The organism is Pseudodonghicola sp., assembly GCF_048268305.1.
Classification (GTDB): domain Bacteria; phylum Pseudomonadota; class Alphaproteobacteria; order Rhodobacterales; family Rhodobacteraceae; genus Pseudodonghicola.
The window spans coordinates 1-17,244 of record NZ_JBLWVT010000015.1; the positions used below are offsets into that span (position 1 = coordinate 1).

Sequence of the window (17,244 nt, forward strand, 5' to 3'; positions counted from 1 at the left end):
CTGGAGATAGCCCGGGCGACCAAGGGGCTGGTCGGGCAGATGGTGCAGGGCCGCAAGAGCGCCTCGGGCCAGGCCGAGCTGAGCCGGGCGCAGCTCGAGGCGATCGGGATGCCGATTTCCGAGGTCTCCGCCGAGCGGCGCGACCTGAAGGCCTATCTCTTCCTGGCCGAGGCGCATCGGGACGAGACCCCGGGGCTGATCGAGGTCTGGATGACCGGCGACCAGCTCGCCACCGTGACCACCCGCGACGGGCTGCTGATCGCCACCCGCGGGCTCGGCGGCGATCTGCTGTCCAGCGCGGTGCCCCAGGCGCCGGAGGGCGGGCCGCAGTCGGGGGCGCTGGAACAGCGCATCCATTATGGCGACAACCGCGAACGCGGGCTGGCGCTGAGCTGCGAGGTCGCGGATCTGGGGCCCGCCAACATCGAGATCCTCGGCAACCAGCACGCCACCCGCCATCTGCGGCAAAGCTGCGAGGGGGCCGGCGGCCAGGTGATCAATGAGTACTGGCGCGATCCCCGCGACGGGACGATCTGGCAATCCCGGCAATGGGCCGGGCCCTATGTCGGCTATCTTGGTCTGCGCCGGGTGACGAAATAAGCACAGATTTGCTGCGATTGCGAAAAAGCGATAAATCCTTGCGACAGGGCCAGTCGATTTCATTGAAATGAGAGGGAATCTGCGCTAGGGCTTATTCAACTGCATCCGAGAGGAGTTTGGAATTATGAAAAAGCTTATTGTCGCCATGATCGCCGCGACCGTGGGTCTGTCCTCCGCCGCTTTCGCGCAAAACGCGCCGAAGACCGGTGGCAAGAAGACCTTCAAGCAAGTGATGGATTCGCCGCTGGGCAACACCGGCCTGACCAATGGTCAAGGCGCAGGTATCGCGGCGGGCGTGATCATCGCCGGCGTGATCATCGGCAGCGACGACAACAACACCACCACCACTACCACCACCAAGTGAGGTGGGTCGGCGTCTGACGGCGCTGACGCTGAGGGATAGAAGGCAGGCGGTCGCAAGGCTGCCTGCTTTTGCGTGTCCGGAGTGTGATGGCTCAAGGCAGGTTGCGACGTTTTCCGTTATCCCGGCTTCATGATGTCTTCCCTGGAAGCTCCGGCCGGCTCTGTCACCCGAAGCCGGTGAGGGGGCAGTCCGGGAATCCCACCGCTCCATTCGAAGCCCGCGAGATACATGAAGCAACTCGGCAAGCCGCCGGCTTCATCCTCGCCGATGGCCTGGCCATAGATCCTGAGCGGTGCGATGCTTTTGGGCAGCTGATAGGAGAACCCGACCCCGGCGAGCTGATCGACATTGGCGGTGCTGCCCGAATTGGTGTCACTGAAAAGCGCATGGGTGAACCCCGACCAGCCGCTGTCATAGCCCTCACCGCCCCAATGCGCAGTGCGTAGGAATTCCAGTTCCAGCCCTTCGACCGGGGCCATGGTGAAGCGCATGCCCAGCAGCATCGAATCGTTGGGGTTCACGGAGCTGTCAGTTATCCCGTTGAAAAATTCGAAAGACCACGGTCCGATCTAGGACAGCCACGGCGAGGCCGGGGCCCCGTCGGCTTCGAGTTTCATGTAAGCCGATGTGATCGGCCGCGCGTTTTTCGGCAGGATCAGTGAGGTGCGCGGCGAAAACGACCAGTTCCGGTCCACCGCCCCGATGCCGAACGTGGCGATGCCCACCGAGTACTCGAGATAAGACCCGTCGAGGGTCACGTGATCCTCACTGTCGATGTTCAGTGACAGGAGCGATGACAGGTTGCCATAGGTGTATTGGAGACCGATCCCGGCCGCCGCGGCCGCCGAGGAGCCATAAAGTTGCCGCTGCCCGAGGACCTTGTCCGAGCGCAGGGTCGTCCAGGCATAGGTATGAAACCCGCTCTCCTCTGCTCAGAGGGGCTGAGCGCACAAGGATGCAAATAGGGGGGCGCATAACACAGTTGCTGCTACGCTAATGCGACCTTTGTTGCCGTAATGCGCCATCGTGACTGATCTCCTCACACTTCCCGCAACATATCGCATGCAGCGGCTGATGCGAAACCTCCCAAACTGCAAGGGCTCAATATACCTGATACATGTGACAACCTTGCTGACCTGCCTCTCATTATGAAGCTGATCCAGCTCAGCCTCTGTGGGAGCAGGGGAATGCCTGAGAACCGGCTCTCCCGCCACCTCCCGGGGAAGCCGTCACTGGCGACTGCAGGGGGCATCTTGCAAACCTTGGGCTATTCAACTGTCAGGTGAGACGGATTTATAATTTATAGGTGAAGTGATCGGGGAAACGGTTTGCCGAGGTTGCACTGCCGAGCGTCATTGTCGATACCGGAGTTGGCTGAGCCTTCATGTCCAGCCTGATGTATTTTTCCAGGAGTTGATATAGATGATTACCCCCGTTCTCCTCTGCGGCGGTTCCGGAACCCGCCTGTGGCCGTTGTCGCGCAAATCCTATCCCAAGCAGTTCACCCAGCTGATGGAGGATCAGAGCCTGTTCCAGGGCGCGGCCCTGCGGATGGCTGGCGACGGGTTCTCGGCGCCGATGATCGTCACCGGCAATGATTTCCGCTTCATCGTCACCGAGCAGCTCGCCGCGGTCGAGATCGCGCCGCGGGCGGTGCTGATCGAGCCCGAGGGGCGCAATACCGCGCCGGCGGTGCTGGCCGCCGCGCTGGCTTTGGCCGCGACCGATCCCGAGGGGTTGATGCTGGTGGCGCCCTCGGATCACGTGATCCCCGATGCCGCCGCCTTCCGCGCCGCGGTGCAGGCCGCGGTGCCGCGGGCCGAGGCCGGCGATCTGGTCACCTTCGGCATCAGCCCGACCCGGCCTGAGACCGGCTATGGCTATCTGGAACTGGCCGCTGGCGCCGATGCCGGGGCCGAGACGCCGCAGCCTTTGGCGCGCTTCGTCGAGAAACCCGATGCCGCCCGCGCCGCCCAGATGATCGCGGCCGGCAATTTCCTGTGGAACGCCGGCATCTTCCTGTTCAGCGCCAAGGCGCTGATCGCCGCCTTCGAAGCCCATGCCGCCGATGTGCTGGCGCCGGTGGCCGAGGCGGTTGGCGATGCACAGACCGATCTGGGCTTCACCCGCCTGTCGCCGGTGGCCTGGGACCAGGTGCCGGATATCTCGATCGACTATGCGGTGATGGAAAAGGCGTCGAACCTGGCGGTGATGCCCTTTTCGGCCGGCTGGTCCGATCTGGGCGGCTGGGATGCGGTCTGGCAGGAAACCGGCCCGGACGGGCGCGGCAATGTCAGCACTGGGCACGCCACCGCGATCGACTGCGACGGCACGCTGCTCAGATCCGAGGATCCGGGGGTCGAGCTGGTCGGCATCGGGCTGAAGGACATCATCACCGTGGCGATGCCCGACGCGGTGCTGGTGGCCGATGTCTCGCGCGCGCAGGACGTGAAGAAGGCGGTCGAGGCGCTGAAGGCCAAGGGCGCCAAGCAGGCCACTCATTTCCCTAAGGATCACCGCCCCTGGGGCTGGTTCGAAAGCCTGGTGATCGGCGAGCGGTTCCAGGTCAAGCGCATCCATGTGCATCCCGGCGCGGCGCTGAGCCTGCAATCGCACCACCACCGGTCGGAACATTGGATCGTGGTCGAGGGCACCGCCAAGGTCACCGTCGGCGACGAGGTGAAATTGGTGAGCGAGAACCAGTCGGTCTATATCCCGCTGGGCGCGGTTCACCGGATGGAGAACCCGGGCAAGGTGCCGATGGTGCTGATCGAGGTGCAGACCGGGTCCTACCTCGGCGAGGACGATATCATCCGCTACGAGGATATCTACGCACGGAGTTGATCGCGCGGTCCCCGGAGGGGCCGGTGGCGACGATGCCGGGGGTGGACAAGATGAAAACGCCCAGGGCCTTGCGGTCCCGGGCGTTTCCTTTGTCGGTTTTGGCAGGGGCCTAGTCGGCCGTCTTCTTGCGTCGCTCCCAGCCGAAGAGCCGCAGCACGAAGACGAAGGCCGCTGGCACGAAGAAGATCGAGAAGACCGTCGCCGCGATCATGCCGCCGACCACCCCGGTGCCGACCGCGTTTTGGCTGGCGGAACTCGCCCCGGTGGCGATCGCCAGCGGCACCACGCCCAGGGTGAAGGCCAGCGAGGTCATCAGGATCGGGCGGAAGCGCAGCTTGGCCGCCTCGACCGCCGATTCCAGCAGGCCCTTGCCCTCGGCATGCAGATCCTTGGCGAATTCCACGATCAGGATGGCGTTCTTGGCCGAGAGCCCGATGATGGTGATCAGCCCCACCTTGAAATAGATGTCGTTGGGCATATTGGCGATCCAGACCGCGGCGACGCAGCCGGCGACGCCGAGCGGCACCGCCAGCATCACCGAGAGCGGGATCGACCAGCTTTCATAAAGCCCCGCCAGCAGCAGGAAGACGAAGAGGATGCTGAGCGCATAGAGCATGTTCTCCTGCGCCCCGGCATCGCGTTCCTCCAGCGACTGGCCGGTCCATTCATAGCCGAAGCCCTGCGGCAGCGCCGAGGCGAGTTTCTCCATCTCGGTCATCGCCTCGCCTGAGGAATAGCCCGGGGCGGCGCTGCCCGAGAGCCGGGTGGCGGCATAGCCGTTGTAGCCCACCACCTGCGACGGCCCGACCTCCCAATGCACGGTGGCGAAGGAGGAGAAGGGCACCATGCCACCATTGGAATTGCGCACGGAAAGCCGCAGTAGCTCCTCGGCGGTCATCCGCGCGGTCTCGTCGGCCTGCACCACCACCTGCTGCAGCCGCCCGGCATTGGGGAAGTCGTTGACGTAATTCGACGCCAGGTTGGTCGAGATGGTGGCGTTGATGTCCGAGAAGGTCACCCCGAAGGTATTGGCCTTTTCCCGGTCGATGGTCAGGATCACCTGGGCCGCAGCCGGCATGCCCTCGGGCCTGAGCCCGGTGACGATGCCGCTTTTCTGCGCCTCGGCCATCAGTTGCTGGGTTGCCGCCTGCAACGCCTGCTGGCCGAGCCCGCCGCGGTCCTGCAGCCGGAAGCTGAAGCCGCCGGTGGTGCCGAGCCCCTGGATCGGCGGCGGCGACAGCGCGAAGGCGCGTACGTCCTTCAGCCCGAACAGCTGCATGTTGGCTTGCATGGCGATCTCCTGCGCGCTCTGGCTGCGCTCGCTCCAATCCTTGAAGGTGACGAACATCAGCGCTGCGTTCGGGCCGGTGCCGGAGAAGCTGAAGCCGCGCACCGCGACGATGTTTTCCACCGCCGGATTGCTGTTCAGGATCGATTCGGCCTGTTCGATCGCCGCCGTGGTCCGGTTGGCCGAGGCCGAGGCCGGGGTCTGCAGGTCGGTGATGATGAAGCCCTGATCCTCGTTCGGCAGGAAGGAGGTCGGCAGCTTGACGAAGCCGAAGGCCATGGCGCCGACGATGATCAGATAGAAGACCATGACGATGGCGGTGCGGGTCGACAGCCGCCGCACCGCGCCGGAATAGCCGGCGGTGGTGGCCTCGAAGCCGCGGTTGAACCAGCCGAAGGGGCCGCGCCGTTCCATGTGGTGGCCCTTGGGCACCGGCTTGAGGAAGGTGGCGCAGAGCGCCGGCGTCAGGCTGAGCGCCAGGAAGGCGGAGAACAGGATCGAGGTCACCATGGTCAGCGAGAACTGCCGATAGATGATGCCCGAGGCGCCGGGGAAGAAAGCCATCGGCACGAAGACCGCCGAGAGCACCAGCGAAATCCCGATGATCGCCCCGGTGATCTGCGACATCGCCTTGCGCGTCGCCTCGCGCGGAGGGAGACCTTCGGTCACCATGATCCGCTCGACGTTCTCGACCACCACGATGGCGTCATCGACCAGGATGCCGATCGCCAGCACCATGGCGAACATGGTCAGCACGTTGACCGAGAAGCCGGTCGCCAGCATCACCGCCAATGTGCCCAGAAGCGCCACCGGCACCACGATGGTGGGGATCAGCGTATAGCGGATGTTCTGCAGGAACAGGAACATCACCAGGAAGACCAGCACCATCGCCTCGATCAGCGTGTGGATCACCTTGGTGATCGACTTCTCGACGAAGGGTGCGGTGTCATAGGGGATTTCATAGGCGATGCCGCCGGGGAAGAATTTCTCCAGCTCCGCCATCTTCGTCCGCACTGCCTGTGAGACCGCCAGCGCATTGCCGCTGGAGGTGAGCTGCACCCCCATTGCCGCCGCGGGCTGGCCGTTCAGCCGTGAGCTGAACATATAGCTTTCGTTGCCGATCTCGATCCGGGCGATGTCCTTCAGCCGCACGGTGGAGCCGTCGGCATTGGCGCGCAGGACGATATTACCGAACTCCTCGATGGTGGAGAGCTGGCCCTTGACCATCACCGTGGCGGTGAGCTGCTGGCTGACCGGGTTCGGGTCGGCGCCGATCTGGCCGGCCGCCACCTGTGCGTTCTGAGCCTGGATCGCATTGGTCACGTCCGAGCTGGTCAGGCTGAGCCCCAGCATCTTCTGCGGATCGATCCAGATCCGCATGGCGCGTGCCGCGGCGAACAGCTGAACGCTGCCGACGCCTTCGATCCGCGACAGCTCGCCCACCACGTTGCGGGTCAGGTAGTCGCCCAGATCGACCGCCTCGAGGGTGCCGTCGGTCGAGGTGAGCGAGACCACCATCAGGAAGCCTGAGCCGGCCTGTTCCACGTTGATGCCGCGCTGCACCACCGAGGAGGGCAGTTTCGATTCCACCCGGCGGACGGCGTTTTGCACATCGACGGTGGCCTGGCCCACTTCGGTGCCGGGCCGGAAGGTGGCGGTGATCGAGATCCGCCCCGAGGCGTCGGAGGTGGATTCGTAATAGCGCAGCCCGTCGACGCCGTTCAGCTCCTCTTCGATCGGCTGGGCGACGCCCTCGTACATCTTTTCGGGCGGCGCCCCGACATAGGTGGCCGAGATGGTGATCTGCGGCGGTGCGACATTGGGGTATTGGCTGATCGGCAGGTTGGGCAGCGCCAGGACGCCGGCCAGCGAGATGAAGATGGCGATCACCCATGCCAAGATGGGTCGCCCGATGAAGAGTTGTGCCATGTCTCAGACCTGCCTCAATTGCCGGCCGCGACCGGTTCGGGCTGAACCGTGGCCCCGGGATAGAGTTTCTGCGCGCCTTCGACGACGATGGTCTCGCCCTCTTCCAGGCCGCTGTCGACCATCCAGCGATCGCCCAGCGTCACGCCGAGCTGCACCAGCCTGAGATCGACTTTGTTGCCCTCTTTCAGCACATAGACCTCGGCATTGCCGCGGCCGTCGCGCAGCACCGCCTTCTGCGGGATGGCGATGGCCTGTTCGCGCACCGCCTGTTCGATCCGCACCCGGACATAGAGACCGGGCAGCAGATCGCCCTCGGGGTTGGGGAATTCGGCGCGCAGGGTGATCTGGCCGGTGGTCTCGTCGACCGCCGCCTCGGAGAACAGCAATTGCCCCTTGTGGGCATAGGCCGTGCCATCGTCGAAATAGAGCGTGACCGAGGCCTGGCCCGGCGCGGTGGCGACCAGGGCGCCCGATGCCAGCGCCCGGCGCAGTGCGAAGAGCTGCGAGGCCGATTGGGTGAAGTCGGCATAGACCGGGTCGAGCTGCTGGATCAGCGCCAGATGGTCGGTGCCGGTGGCGCTGACCAGCGCCCCTTCGGTGACCAGCGCCCGGCCGATGGTGCCGGTGATCGGCGCCCGCACCTCGGTGTAATCGAGGTTCAGCCGCGCCTCGTCGAGCGAGGCCTCGGCCAGGGCCACATCGGCCTTGGCCTGCAGCACCGTGGTCTGGGCCGATTCCAGCTCGACCCCGGAGGAGACATTGCGCGCCTTGAGCTGGCGTTGACGCTCCAGCTCGACCTCGGCATTGGCGAGCGTCGCCTTGGCGCGCGCCAGCGTCGCCTCGGCCGCCTTCACCTGCACCTGAAACAGCGCCGGGTCGATGTGATAGAGCACGTCGCCCTCATGCACCAGGCTGCCCTGTTCGAACACCCGGTCGATCAGGATGCCGGAGACCCGCGGCCGCACCTGGGAAATCCGGGTGGCCGAGATCCGGCCGGGCAATTCGTTGATGATCGGCAAGGCCTCGCCCTTCAGCGTCAGCACGGAAACCGGGGTGGGCGGCATCTGCTGCTGGGCCAGGGCGGGCTGGGCGAGGGGCGCGGCCAGCCCGGCGGAGAGGGCGAAGGTTGCGAGGAGACGAGAGAGGAGGGACATCGGGGATACTCTGTTACGGGGAGAGAGGGGGCGACGGGGCAGGGCGGTGAGCCTGGATCTGGTCATGTCTCTGGCCGGGCCTCCGTCGCGGAAGGGGATGCCGCGGATTGCGGATCGGTCTCGGGTTGGATCAGTTTACGAATATCGTCCAGAATCTGGGCTCGCAACGGGGCATCGAAGCGATGAAACCCAAGGTATTCCAGTGACATTATGCCGTTGAGCGCCAGCCAGGCCAGCAGCGCCTGGCGTGGGTCGGCGGCCTCGCTCTGGATACGGGCGATCTCGGCGTCGAAGAAGGCGCGCATCTGCGCCCGGGACATATCGTCGGCCCCCATGCTGGCGGTGAGCTGCACCGCGCCCGAGATCTCCTCTTCCGAGGGCGGGCTCTCGGCCTCCTCGATCAGCGCCGAGAGCCAGGGATTGCTGCAGGCCTCGGCCTGGGCCATCCGCTCGCATCGCTGCGCCGCCTTCATCTCGATCTGGCGGGCGACATAGGCGGCCAGCAGCTGCTTCTTGGTCTTGAAGTCATAAAGGACGCTGGCCTTGCTGATGCCGGCCCTCTCGGCCACCGCCTCGATGGTCAGCCCGCTGGGACCGAAGTCGCGGATCACCGTCTCGACCGCGGTCAGGATGTCGTTCCGCTCGATGCGCTTGCGTCGTCCCATGGGGTGGATCGGGCCTGCTGAAAATTAATAACCGGATGGTTGGTTATATTCCGGGGGGTGACACTGTCAATCAACCGGATGCACAGGTGGCTGTGTCCGGCTGCACAAACGGTCATTTTGCCGGACCCTGCCGGAAAACAGGGCAGCCGGGTGCCGGATTTCCTGCCTCTGACGTTTCCACGGCCCAAGGGAACCCCCTGGTTTCGCGGTCGGGCCAAGGGAGCTGCGCGCTCATCGGTATAGAGGAAAGATGTTTGGTCACATCCGAGCGGCCTCAGGCCAGGGTCAGCCCGCCATTCACATGCAGGGTTTGGCCGGTGACATGACCCGCCTCTTCCGACAGCAGATAGGCTACCATGCCGGCGATGTCCTGCGGTGTCCCAATCCGCCCCAGGGGGACCACGCGCGCCGCCTCTTCCATGGCGGAGCGACTGGTCGCGCCGCTGCGGGCGGCATCCTTGCGCACGAAGCCCGGCGCAACGCAGTTGACGGTGACACCATCGGGGGCCAGCTGCCAGGCCAGCTCTGCCGCCAGCGCCTCCAGCGCCGCCTTGGCGGCGGATGTCGCGGGAAACAGCATTCCGTTAGCCCCATGCAGATGCGCCACGAAGGAGCTGATTGCGACGACCCGCCCGCGGCTTGAGGCCTGCAGCAAGGGCAGCGCGGCGCTGACCAGACGGAAGAAGGCCAGGGGCATGATGTCGAAGGCATGCTGGAGGTCGGCATCGACGATCTCGCCGAAGCGCGCCTTCTGGGCGTGCCCGGCATTCGACACGATCTGGTCGAGACCGCCGAAGTCCGCCTGGGCGCGGGCGACCAGGGCGGGCGGAACCGATGGGTCCGAGAGATCGCCAAAGGCGGTCTCGACATGCGCGCCCTGGCCACGGGCCGCCTCGGCGACCTCGGCCAGGCCGGTCTCGTTCCGGCCCGTATGCAGCAGGAGACAGCACTCCGGCCCGGCCAGACGGCGTGCGATTGCCGCGCCGATGCCGCTGGCCGCGCCGGTCACCAGAATGATCTGTCTCTTCATCGTCTCTGTCTCCTCTGCCTGTGACGTCGCGGGCCGGATCATGCGGTGCTATTGGTCGGCAGAAGCCCGCCATACCGTTTCTTCCAGCTGAAGTAGGTCGACTGGCTGATCCCGTTGGCGCTACGATTGATCCACTGGATCAATCGCTTTACGCTTCAACCCCGGCAGATCTCCGCCACCGGCGTTCCTTCCTTGCCCTGCTTCAGGATGAATGCCTTTTGCGCCTCCGTGAACTTCGATGCCTTCATGCGATTCCGCTCCTTTCCCGTCCAGGAAAACGTAGCCGAAAACTCCAGCTTCAAACGATCCAGTTTTCAGGGGCAGAGCAGGGAATAGCCCAGCCATTTGCGCAGCATATGGGGGCGTGCGCCTTGGATAATCGCATACTCACCGAAGCCATGCTGCAATGCTTTTGGACTGCAATGGGGCGTCTCCAGAGGCGCGCGGCCTTCTTCCAGGCCTTCTGCGCGGCGCGGATATCGTGACCGACGTTCAAAATGTTTAGACGGCCCGCGGGTGCAGGCACAATGTCGGGATGATTTTTCGCACGCCGCGCGTCTTTACGCTCCGGTTGGCGACACTGTCGCCAGAGAGGTCAACCTCTGGCGACATGGTCTCAAACAGCTTGGATGAGCGTTCCGGTCCAGGACAAGACGCGCAGCGAGGGCGACGTCGCCTGTGATGCCTTCCCTTGCCGGCGGTTGCGATCGGTCAGACGCTCTCGGCGATGTAATCGCTGCGCCCGATCGAGACATAGCGCAGGAAGCCGGCGCGCTTGGCGTCGCGGGCGGAATAGATGTTGCGCAGATCGGCCAGGGCGGGATGCGCCATCTTCTTGGCCAGTCGCTTCAGATCGAGGGCGCGGAATTCGTTCCATTCGGTCAGGATCACCACCGCATCGGCCTTCTGCGCCGCCTTATAGGCATCCTCGACCCATTGCACCCCGGGCAACAGCGCTTCGCCCTCGCGGCGGCCCTGCGGGTCGACCACCCGCACCTTGGCGCCGGCGCCGATCAGGGCGGGCACGATGGTCAGGCTCGGCGCCTCGCGCATGTCGTCGGTATTGGGCTTGAAGGTGACGCCCAGCACCGCGACGGTCTTGCCGGCAAGCTGGCCGTCCATCATGTCGGTGATCTTGTCGACCATGCGGCGGCGGGTCTCGTCATTGACCTTGATCACCGTCTCGGTGATCTGCATCGGCACGGCATGATCCTGGCCGATCCGCGCCAGGGCCTTGGTGTCCTTGGGAAAGCACGACCCGCCATAGCCGGGGCCGGCGTGCAGGAACTTGTTGCCGATGCGGCCATCCAGCCCCATGCCCTTCGACACCTGCTTGATATCGGCGCCGACCTTTTCGCACAGCGCGGCGATCTCGTTGATGAAAGTGATCTTGGTCGCGAGAAAGGCGTTGGCGGCGTATTTGATCATCTCGGCCGATTCCAGATCGGTGGTGACGATCGGGAAATCGCGCAGGAAGAGCGGTCGGTAGATCTCGGCCATGACCTCGGCGGCGCGCTCGTTCTGGACGCCGACGATGACCCGGTCGGGGCGCATGAAGTCGTCGATCGCGGCGCCTTCGCGCAGGAATTCAGGGTTCGAGGCGACGTCGAAGTCCGCCTTCGGGTTGGCCTTCGCGATCACCTGTTTCACCTGCCGGTTGGTGCCCACCGGCACGGTGGATTTGGTCACCACCACGGTATAGCCGGTGATCGCACGGGCGATCTCCTCGGCCGCCGCCATCACATAGCTCAGATCGGCATGGCCGTCGCCGCGCCGGGTGGGGGTGCCCACCGCGATGAACACCGCCTCGGCGCCATCGACTGCCGCCGCCAGATCGGTCGAGAAGGAGAGCCGGCCGGCGGCCACGTTCTTTTCGATCAGCGCGTCGAGCCCGGGTTCGAAGATCGGCACCTGGCCCGCTGCCAGCATCTTGATCTTCTCGGGGTTTTTGTCGACGCAGACGACCTCGTGCCCGAAGTCCGAGAAACACACCCCCGAGACCAGACCGACATAGCCCGTCCCGATCATCGCAATCTTCATCTGCCCGTCCTCGCGTCCGCTTTTCCAAAGCCATGGGGGATCGCCCCGGTGCTGTCAACCGAAGCCGGAAAGACGAAGGCGCGCGGGGGGAGCCCCCCGCGCGCCTCATGCCTTCAAACCGGGGGCGATCAGCCGATCAGCGCGTTGTCAGTCCGCTTGATTGCCACGATGGACGAGCGCGGCAGCTTGCCTTCGCCATCGGGGAAGGGGGCATCCGGGTGCTGGACACCGACGAACATGGTGCGCAGATCCGCCGACCAGCAGAGCCCGGTGATCTCGCAGCCCTTCGGCCCGGTCAGGAAGCGGTGGATCTCGCCCGAGACCGGATCGCCCGCCAGCATCTGGTTGTTGCCATGGCCGGCGAAATCGCCCTCGTTGTCATCCTCGCCATCGGTCTGGATCCAGACCAGCCCGGTGCTGTCGAGCGCCATGCCGTCGGGCGAGTTGAAGAGGTTGCCCGAGTTGATATTGGCCGAACCGGCATAGGGGGTGCCGGCATGGACGTCCGGATTGCCCGCCATCACATAGAGATCCCAGGTGAAGCCCTGGGCGGCGTGATCGTCGCCCAGGGGCCGCCAGCGCACGATCTGGCCATAGCGGTTGGCCTCGCGCGGGTTGGGGCCGCCCACCGGGGTGGCATCGCCGCCGGCGTTCGGTTTCAGGCCGCGGTTCTTGTTGTTGGTCAGGCTGCAATAGGCCTCGGCGCGGACCGGGTTGGTGGCGACCCATTCGGGCCGGTCCATGGTGGTGGCGTTCACCTTCGAGGCCGCCATGCGGGTGAAGATGGCGATCTGGGCGGCGTCCATGCCGGTGGTCTCGGGCGTCAGCGCCAGCCATTCGCCCGACAGATCGTCGTTGAACCTGGCGACGAAAAGCGTGCCCTCTTCCAGCAGCGTCGAGGTATCGCCGCCCGGCACGTAGATGTCGCGCGACACCCATTTGTAGAGATATTCGCCACGCTCGTCGTCGCCCATATAGACCACCACGCGGCCATCGGGGGCGACCACCACCTCGGCGTTCTCGTGCTTGATGCGGCCAAGCGCGGTATGTTTCACCGGGGCGGCCTCGGGCTGTGCGGGGTCGATCTCGACCACATAGCCCACGCGGTGCGGCTCGTTCGGGTTTTGCGTGACGTCGAAGCGGGCATCCCACTTGTGGTAATCATAGCCCCAGCCATCGGCGCCGATGCCATAGCGCTTGTAGCCCTCGGCGATCGCCTCGTCACTGGGCAGCTCGCCGGTGGCGCCGAAGTAGCCGTTGAAGTTCTCTTCGCAGGTCAGATAGGTGCCCCAGGGGGTCTTGCCCGAGCCGCAGTTGTTCACGGTGCCGAGGCTGCGGGTGCCGGTCGGATCGGCCGCGGTCTGCAGCAGCGGATGGCCGGCGGCGGGACCGCGGATCTCCATCGGGGTGTTATGGGTGATGCGGCGGTTCAGCGGGCTGTCGACCACGACCTCCCAGCCCTTGCCGCCCTCGCGCACCTCCATCACGGTGACGCCCTGCAGGTTCTGCAGCTTCCGCACGTCCTCGGCCGAGGCGGGCACGCCCTCTTGCGCGGCGGGCAGGTTGGTCTTGGGGTTGGTGTATTCGTGGTTGACCGCGATCACCTGGCGCGCGCCGACGGTGAAGAATTCCATGCCGTCGGTGTTTTCACCGAAGACCTTGTCGGACATCGCGGCGCTGCCCGCCGGGGTGGCGTCGAAATCGCCCTTGGCGGCCGAGAACAGCGGATCGCCCCAGCGCACCAGCACCTGCCAGTCATAGCCCTCGGGCACATGCACGGTGCCGTCGGTGGCGATCGGGATCGGCTTGAAAGCAAAGCGGCCCCGTTGACCGGCAGCCTGTTGTGCCTGGGCCGAGGTCGAATTCAGCAGCCCGGCGCCCATGGCGGCGGCGCCGGAGCCGAAGGCCAGCACGCCGCCCAGGAAGCCACGGCGCGAGATCGCGCGCTCGACCACGCGGTCGAACTCCTGTTCGGTCGGGCGGGGGAAGTGCAGCTCGTCCCAGGCGTCGGCGGACAGTTGGGTCGGTTCGGTCTTGGTCATCTTGGACTCCCTGACATCAGGCTGGGGGACAGTCGGGCGGAGAGGGTCTCCGGGCCCGGGCTTGCGGCCCCGCCTAGCCGGTCCAGGTGACGCTTTGATGACATCGAAAGGCAAGGGCCCGCGCGATCGCTCGCACGGGCCCCCGGGGCTCGCGATTCGGTGCGGCGGTTTACCGCGCCTCGCTCATCACCCGGGTGACCCGGGCCTGGGCCTGGGCCGCCTCGCGCGGCAGGCCGAGGTTTTGATAGACCGCCGCCAGCTTGTCGTTGTTGGGCACCGAGCAGGGTTCATAGCCGCGGCGCATCTCCAGCATCTGCTGGGCGGTGGAATAGCGCCCGGTGCGGATCACGCTGTCGAGCAGCACCTGTTCGAAGAGATCGCGCTGCGCATGGCTGCCGCCGATCTCGACGATGCGGGCGATCGCCGATCCCATCTTCCTCACCACCGTCTCGTGATCGCCGCGGGCATGGGCCACCAGCGCCTCGCAGGCGGGTTCGGCGACATTGACCCAGGCGTCCTGCACGAAGGCCGGCGCCTGGCCGACGAAGGCCTTGAGGTTCTCCATCATCGCCTCGGTCTCGGGGGCGCCGGCGCGGGCCAGACCATAGACATATTGCATGGTCAGGAAGGGCTGGACGAAATCCTCGGTCCGCCCCTTCATGTGCTGCGCCACGTCCTGCCAGCGATCGCCGACATCGACCCCCACCAGCTCCAGCCGCAACAGCAGCGAGACGGCGCCGATCTGATCCTGGGAATAGCTCTTGTCGGCGCCCCAGATATGGGTGTCGTAGGCCTTCAGAACCTCGTCATAGCGACCCTTGGAGATGTAGTTCAGGCAGAGATGCCACCAATTGTGGGTCAGCATGAAGCTGTTGAGATCGGTCCAAGTCTCCGACACGTCCTCGAGGAAGTCGATCCCCTCGTCGATGCGGCCTTGGGTGATCAGCACATGGGCCAGCGCGTGATGCGCCCAGGGTTCCTTGCGCTTGAGTTCGATGGCGCGGCGCGCCGAGGCCTCGGCATCGCTCAAGAGGTGACACTGTTCATAGGCGAAGGCGGAGAGCCCGTGCATATGGCTGAGATCGCTGTTGGCCTCGGCCACCTTCTCGGCGACCCGCAGCATGCCGGGCGCATTGCCGAGGTTGAATTCGTGATATTGGGTGAGCTTCACCATCGGCAGATCATGGGCGAATTCATCGGCGATCTCGTTGCCGATGCGGATCGCCCCGGGCACGTCGCCCGCATGCCAGGCCCGCACCGCGGCGATGTTCATCGCCTCGCGCCGGGTGGCGCCCTTGGCGGCCTCGGCGCGCTCCAGATAGGATTTCGCCATGCCGCCCGCCTCGGGGCTTTCGAGGAACATATAGGCCAGCGCCGCATAGGCATTGGCCATGGCCGAATCCGGATCGGCCTCGGCGGCGGCGATCACATTGCCGGCCTTGGTCTCATAGGCCAGAAGCCCTTCGCTGAAGTCATTGATCGCCTGCACCGTGGCGCTGTCGGTGGTGGAGAGATCGTTGCCAAGCCAGTCTTTTGCCATCTTCATACCCTTTCTGCCCGGGGCGCACCCCCGATGCGGTTACTCGTGTTCCTGCCGGGGTGGCGGCCCCGGGGTCGGCCCAGGAGGTTCCCCGCCCGGACCTTGAGCTGCGTTCGCCCTTGGCCGCGGCTCAGCCCGCCGGGCGGAGCGCCGAGCCGGTCAGGATCGAGCGCGCGCCGCGTTCGGCGATGGTCACCACGGTGGTGTTCAGGTTGCCCGAGACCATCTCAGGGATGGCCGAGGCGTCGGCGACATAAAGCCCCACGATGCCGTTGAATTTCAAGGTGGCACTGTCGACCACCGCGCCAGCGTCCGTCCCCATCCGGCAGGTCGAGGAGGGGTGATAGAGCGTCATGCAGTGGCGGCGGATATAGTCGCCGATCTCCGCATCGGTCTGGCAGTCGGAGGAGGGCTGCATCTCGCCATCAAGCAGATCCTTCAGGGGTCCGCTTTGCGCCACCCGGCGCTGAATCTTGATGCCCTCGACCAGGGTGGCGAGATCCGATCCCGAGGGGTCGGAGGAGAAATATTTAGGGTCTATATCGGGGTATTGGATCGGATCGGCCGAGCGCAGGGTGATCTCGCCCCGGCCTTTGGGACGCTGCAGCGTGGTATGCATGGTCATGCCCGATTTCAGCGCCAGGAAGCGGGCGTAATCGCGGTGCGGGGTGACCGCGCCGTAAAGCTGCAGATCGGGTTCGGCCACATCGGGGCCGGAGCGCACATGGGCGCCGGCCGCCACGAAGGGCGAGGTGCGCGGCCCGGTCTTCGAGGTTTCCCATTCGGCGAAGCTCTCGGCCAGGAAATCGGCGTCCCAGGTGCCGATGCCGGCGGGCTCCTTGGTGTAATAGCTGTAGGCGACGTTGATATGATCCTGCAGGTTCTTGCCCAGCTCCGGCACGTCGAGCAGCGGCGCGATGCCGACGCCCTTCAGCTCATCCGCCGGCCCGAGACCGGAGAGCAGCAGGATCTGCGCGGTGCCGATGGCGCCAGCGGCCATCACCACCTCGCTCTCGGCGAAGACCTGTTTCAGATGGCCCTTCTCCAGATATTCGACCCCCTTGGCGCGGCCCTCCTCGATGATGACCTTGGTGATCAGCACGCCGGTCTTCAGCGTCAGGTTCGGTCGGGTCAGAACCGGGTCGAGATAGGCCCGGCTGGTGCCCGAGCGCGCGCCCTCCTTGATCATCAGCTGGAAGAAGCCGAAGCCCTCCTGGCTTTCGCCGTTGAAATCGGCGTTGGCCGGAAAGCCCGCGGCAACCCCGGCCTCGACCCAGGCGTGCTCATAGGGGTGGGAATAGTCGATGGTCTCCACATGCAGCGGGCCGGTGGTGCCATGCAGGGGGGAATTGCGGTGATTGGCGTTGTTCTCGAAGGCCATCATCTCGGGCAGGATGCTGTCCCAGCCCCAGCCCTCGCAGCCGAGATCGACCCAGTTGTTGAAGTCATAGGGCAGGCCGCGGATATAGATCATCGCATTCATCGCGCCCGATCCGCCGACCATCTTGCCGCGCGGCCAGAAGATGCGGCGACCGGCGCAGCCCTCCTGCGCCACGGTGTGATAGCCCCAGTCGGCCGAGGTGTTGAACAGCGTCACCCAGTCGGAGGGCACCTTGGCGTTGATCGGCTGATCGCCACCGGCCTCCAGAAGCAGCACCTTGCGGGCGGGATCGGCGGAGAGGCGATTGGCCAGGACGCAACCGGCAGAACCGGCACCGACGATGATGGTGTCGTAAGAGGCGGTCATG

General features: G+C 65.4%; 11 protein-coding genes and 2 pseudogenes. 3 read left to right on the plus strand and 10 right to left on the minus strand.

Translation table 11 applies throughout. The features are described 5' to 3' along the window. Together ACN0V4_RS20130 and ACN0V4_RS20135 are read left to right on the plus strand one after the other, a co-directional pair. A partial coding sequence (locus ACN0V4_RS20130; protein WP_417679468.1) for a YjbF family lipoprotein occupies positions 1 to 600 on the plus strand: 600 nt, incomplete at its 5' end. 124 nt (positions 601 to 724) lie between these two features. Further along, positions 725 to 964: a hypothetical protein gene (locus ACN0V4_RS20135; protein ID WP_417679470.1), complete on the plus strand. Its 240-nt coding sequence runs from the start codon at positions 725 to 727 to the stop codon at positions 962 to 964. 116 nt (positions 965 to 1,080) lie between these two features. Here ACN0V4_RS20135 and ACN0V4_RS20140 read toward each other — a convergent pair. Beyond that, positions 1,081 to 1,857 (minus strand): annotated as a pseudogene (locus tag ACN0V4_RS20140) (capsule assembly Wzi family protein). 529 nt (positions 1,858 to 2,386) lie between these two features. On the opposite strand from ACN0V4_RS20140, the gene ACN0V4_RS20145 reads away from it, so the two are divergent. Next, positions 2,387 to 3,808, plus strand: a complete 1,422-nt coding sequence (locus tag ACN0V4_RS20145; protein WP_417679472.1) for a mannose-1-phosphate guanylyltransferase/mannose-6-phosphate isomerase — start codon at positions 2,387 to 2,389, stop codon at positions 3,806 to 3,808. Between the two features lie 109 nt (positions 3,809 to 3,917). Here the strand turns inward: ACN0V4_RS20145 and ACN0V4_RS20150 are convergent, their stop codons facing one another. The 9 genes and pseudogenes from ACN0V4_RS20150 to ACN0V4_RS20190 all read right to left on the minus strand — a co-directional run bounded on the left by ACN0V4_RS20150 (position 3,918) and on the right by ACN0V4_RS20190 (position 17,243). After that, positions 3,918 to 7,025: a multidrug efflux RND transporter permease subunit gene (locus ACN0V4_RS20150; RefSeq protein ID WP_417679474.1), complete on the minus strand. Its 3,108-nt coding sequence runs from the start codon at positions 7,023 to 7,025 to the stop codon at positions 3,918 to 3,920. Between the two features lie 14 nt (positions 7,026 to 7,039). Next, positions 7,040 to 8,179: an efflux RND transporter periplasmic adaptor subunit gene (locus tag ACN0V4_RS20155; protein ID WP_417679476.1), complete on the minus strand. Its 1,140-nt coding sequence runs from the start codon at positions 8,177 to 8,179 to the stop codon at positions 7,040 to 7,042. 62 nt (positions 8,180 to 8,241) lie between these two features. Next, a complete protein-coding gene (locus tag ACN0V4_RS20160; protein ID WP_417679478.1) occupies positions 8,242 to 8,844 on the minus strand; it encodes a TetR/AcrR family transcriptional regulator in 603 nt (200 codons plus the stop codon). A gap of 274 nt (positions 8,845 to 9,118) precedes the next feature. After that, positions 9,119 to 9,874: an SDR family NAD(P)-dependent oxidoreductase gene (locus tag ACN0V4_RS20165; RefSeq protein WP_417679480.1), complete on the minus strand. Its 756-nt coding sequence runs from the start codon at positions 9,872 to 9,874 to the stop codon at positions 9,119 to 9,121. A gap of 56 nt (positions 9,875 to 9,930) precedes the next feature. After that, positions 9,931 to 10,122, minus strand: a pseudogene (locus tag ACN0V4_RS20170) (transposase); the annotation flags it as partial. Between the two features lie 463 nt (positions 10,123 to 10,585). Continuing rightward, positions 10,586 to 11,914, minus strand: coding sequence for a UDP-glucose dehydrogenase family protein (locus ACN0V4_RS20175; RefSeq protein ID WP_417679482.1), 1,329 nt, complete (start codon positions 11,912 to 11,914; stop codon positions 10,586 to 10,588). Positions 11,915 to 12,042: 128 nt separating this feature from the next. Beyond that, positions 12,043 to 13,956, minus strand: coding sequence for a PhoX family protein (locus ACN0V4_RS20180; RefSeq protein ID WP_417679484.1), 1,914 nt, complete (start codon positions 13,954 to 13,956; stop codon positions 12,043 to 12,045). Positions 13,957 to 14,125: 169 nt separating this feature from the next. Continuing rightward, the gene (locus tag ACN0V4_RS20185; protein WP_417679486.1) at positions 14,126 to 15,496 is read right to left on the minus strand and encodes a tetratricopeptide repeat protein; all 1,371 of its coding nucleotides are present in this window, start codon (positions 15,494 to 15,496) and stop codon (positions 14,126 to 14,128) included. A gap of 130 nt (positions 15,497 to 15,626) precedes the next feature. Then, on the minus strand, positions 15,627 to 17,243 hold the full coding sequence (locus ACN0V4_RS20190) for a GMC family oxidoreductase (RefSeq protein ID WP_417679488.1): 1,617 nt from the start codon (positions 17,241 to 17,243) through the stop codon (positions 15,627 to 15,629). Position 17,244 lies beyond the last annotated feature (1 nt).

Coding starts and splice junctions, on each gene's coding strand:
- ACN0V4_RS20135 (WP_417679470.1), top strand. CDS start 725: ATGAAAAAGCTTATTGTCGCCATGATCGCCGCGACCGTGGGTCTGTCC.
- ACN0V4_RS20145 (WP_417679472.1), top strand. CDS start 2,387: ATGATTACCCCCGTTCTCCTCTGCGGCGGTTCCGGAACCCGCCTGTGG.
- ACN0V4_RS20150 (WP_417679474.1), bottom strand. CDS start 7,025: ATGGCACAACTCTTCATCGGGCGACCCATCTTGGCATGGGTGATCGCC.
- ACN0V4_RS20155 (WP_417679476.1), bottom strand. CDS start 8,179: ATGTCCCTCCTCTCTCGTCTCCTCGCAACCTTCGCCCTCTCCGCCGGG.
- ACN0V4_RS20160 (WP_417679478.1), bottom strand. CDS start 8,844: ATGGGACGACGCAAGCGCATCGAGCGGAACGACATCCTGACCGCGGTC.
- ACN0V4_RS20165 (WP_417679480.1), bottom strand. CDS start 9,874: ATGAAGAGACAGATCATTCTGGTGACCGGCGCGGCCAGCGGCATCGGC.
- ACN0V4_RS20175 (WP_417679482.1), bottom strand. CDS start 11,914: ATGAAGATTGCGATGATCGGGACGGGCTATGTCGGTCTGGTCTCGGGG.
- ACN0V4_RS20180 (WP_417679484.1), bottom strand. CDS start 13,956: ATGACCAAGACCGAACCGACCCAACTGTCCGCCGACGCCTGGGACGAG.
- ACN0V4_RS20185 (WP_417679486.1), bottom strand. CDS start 15,496: ATGGCAAAAGACTGGCTTGGCAACGATCTCTCCACCACCGACAGCGCC.
- ACN0V4_RS20190 (WP_417679488.1), bottom strand. CDS start 17,243: ATGACCGCCTCTTACGACACCATCATCGTCGGTGCCGGTTCTGCCGGT.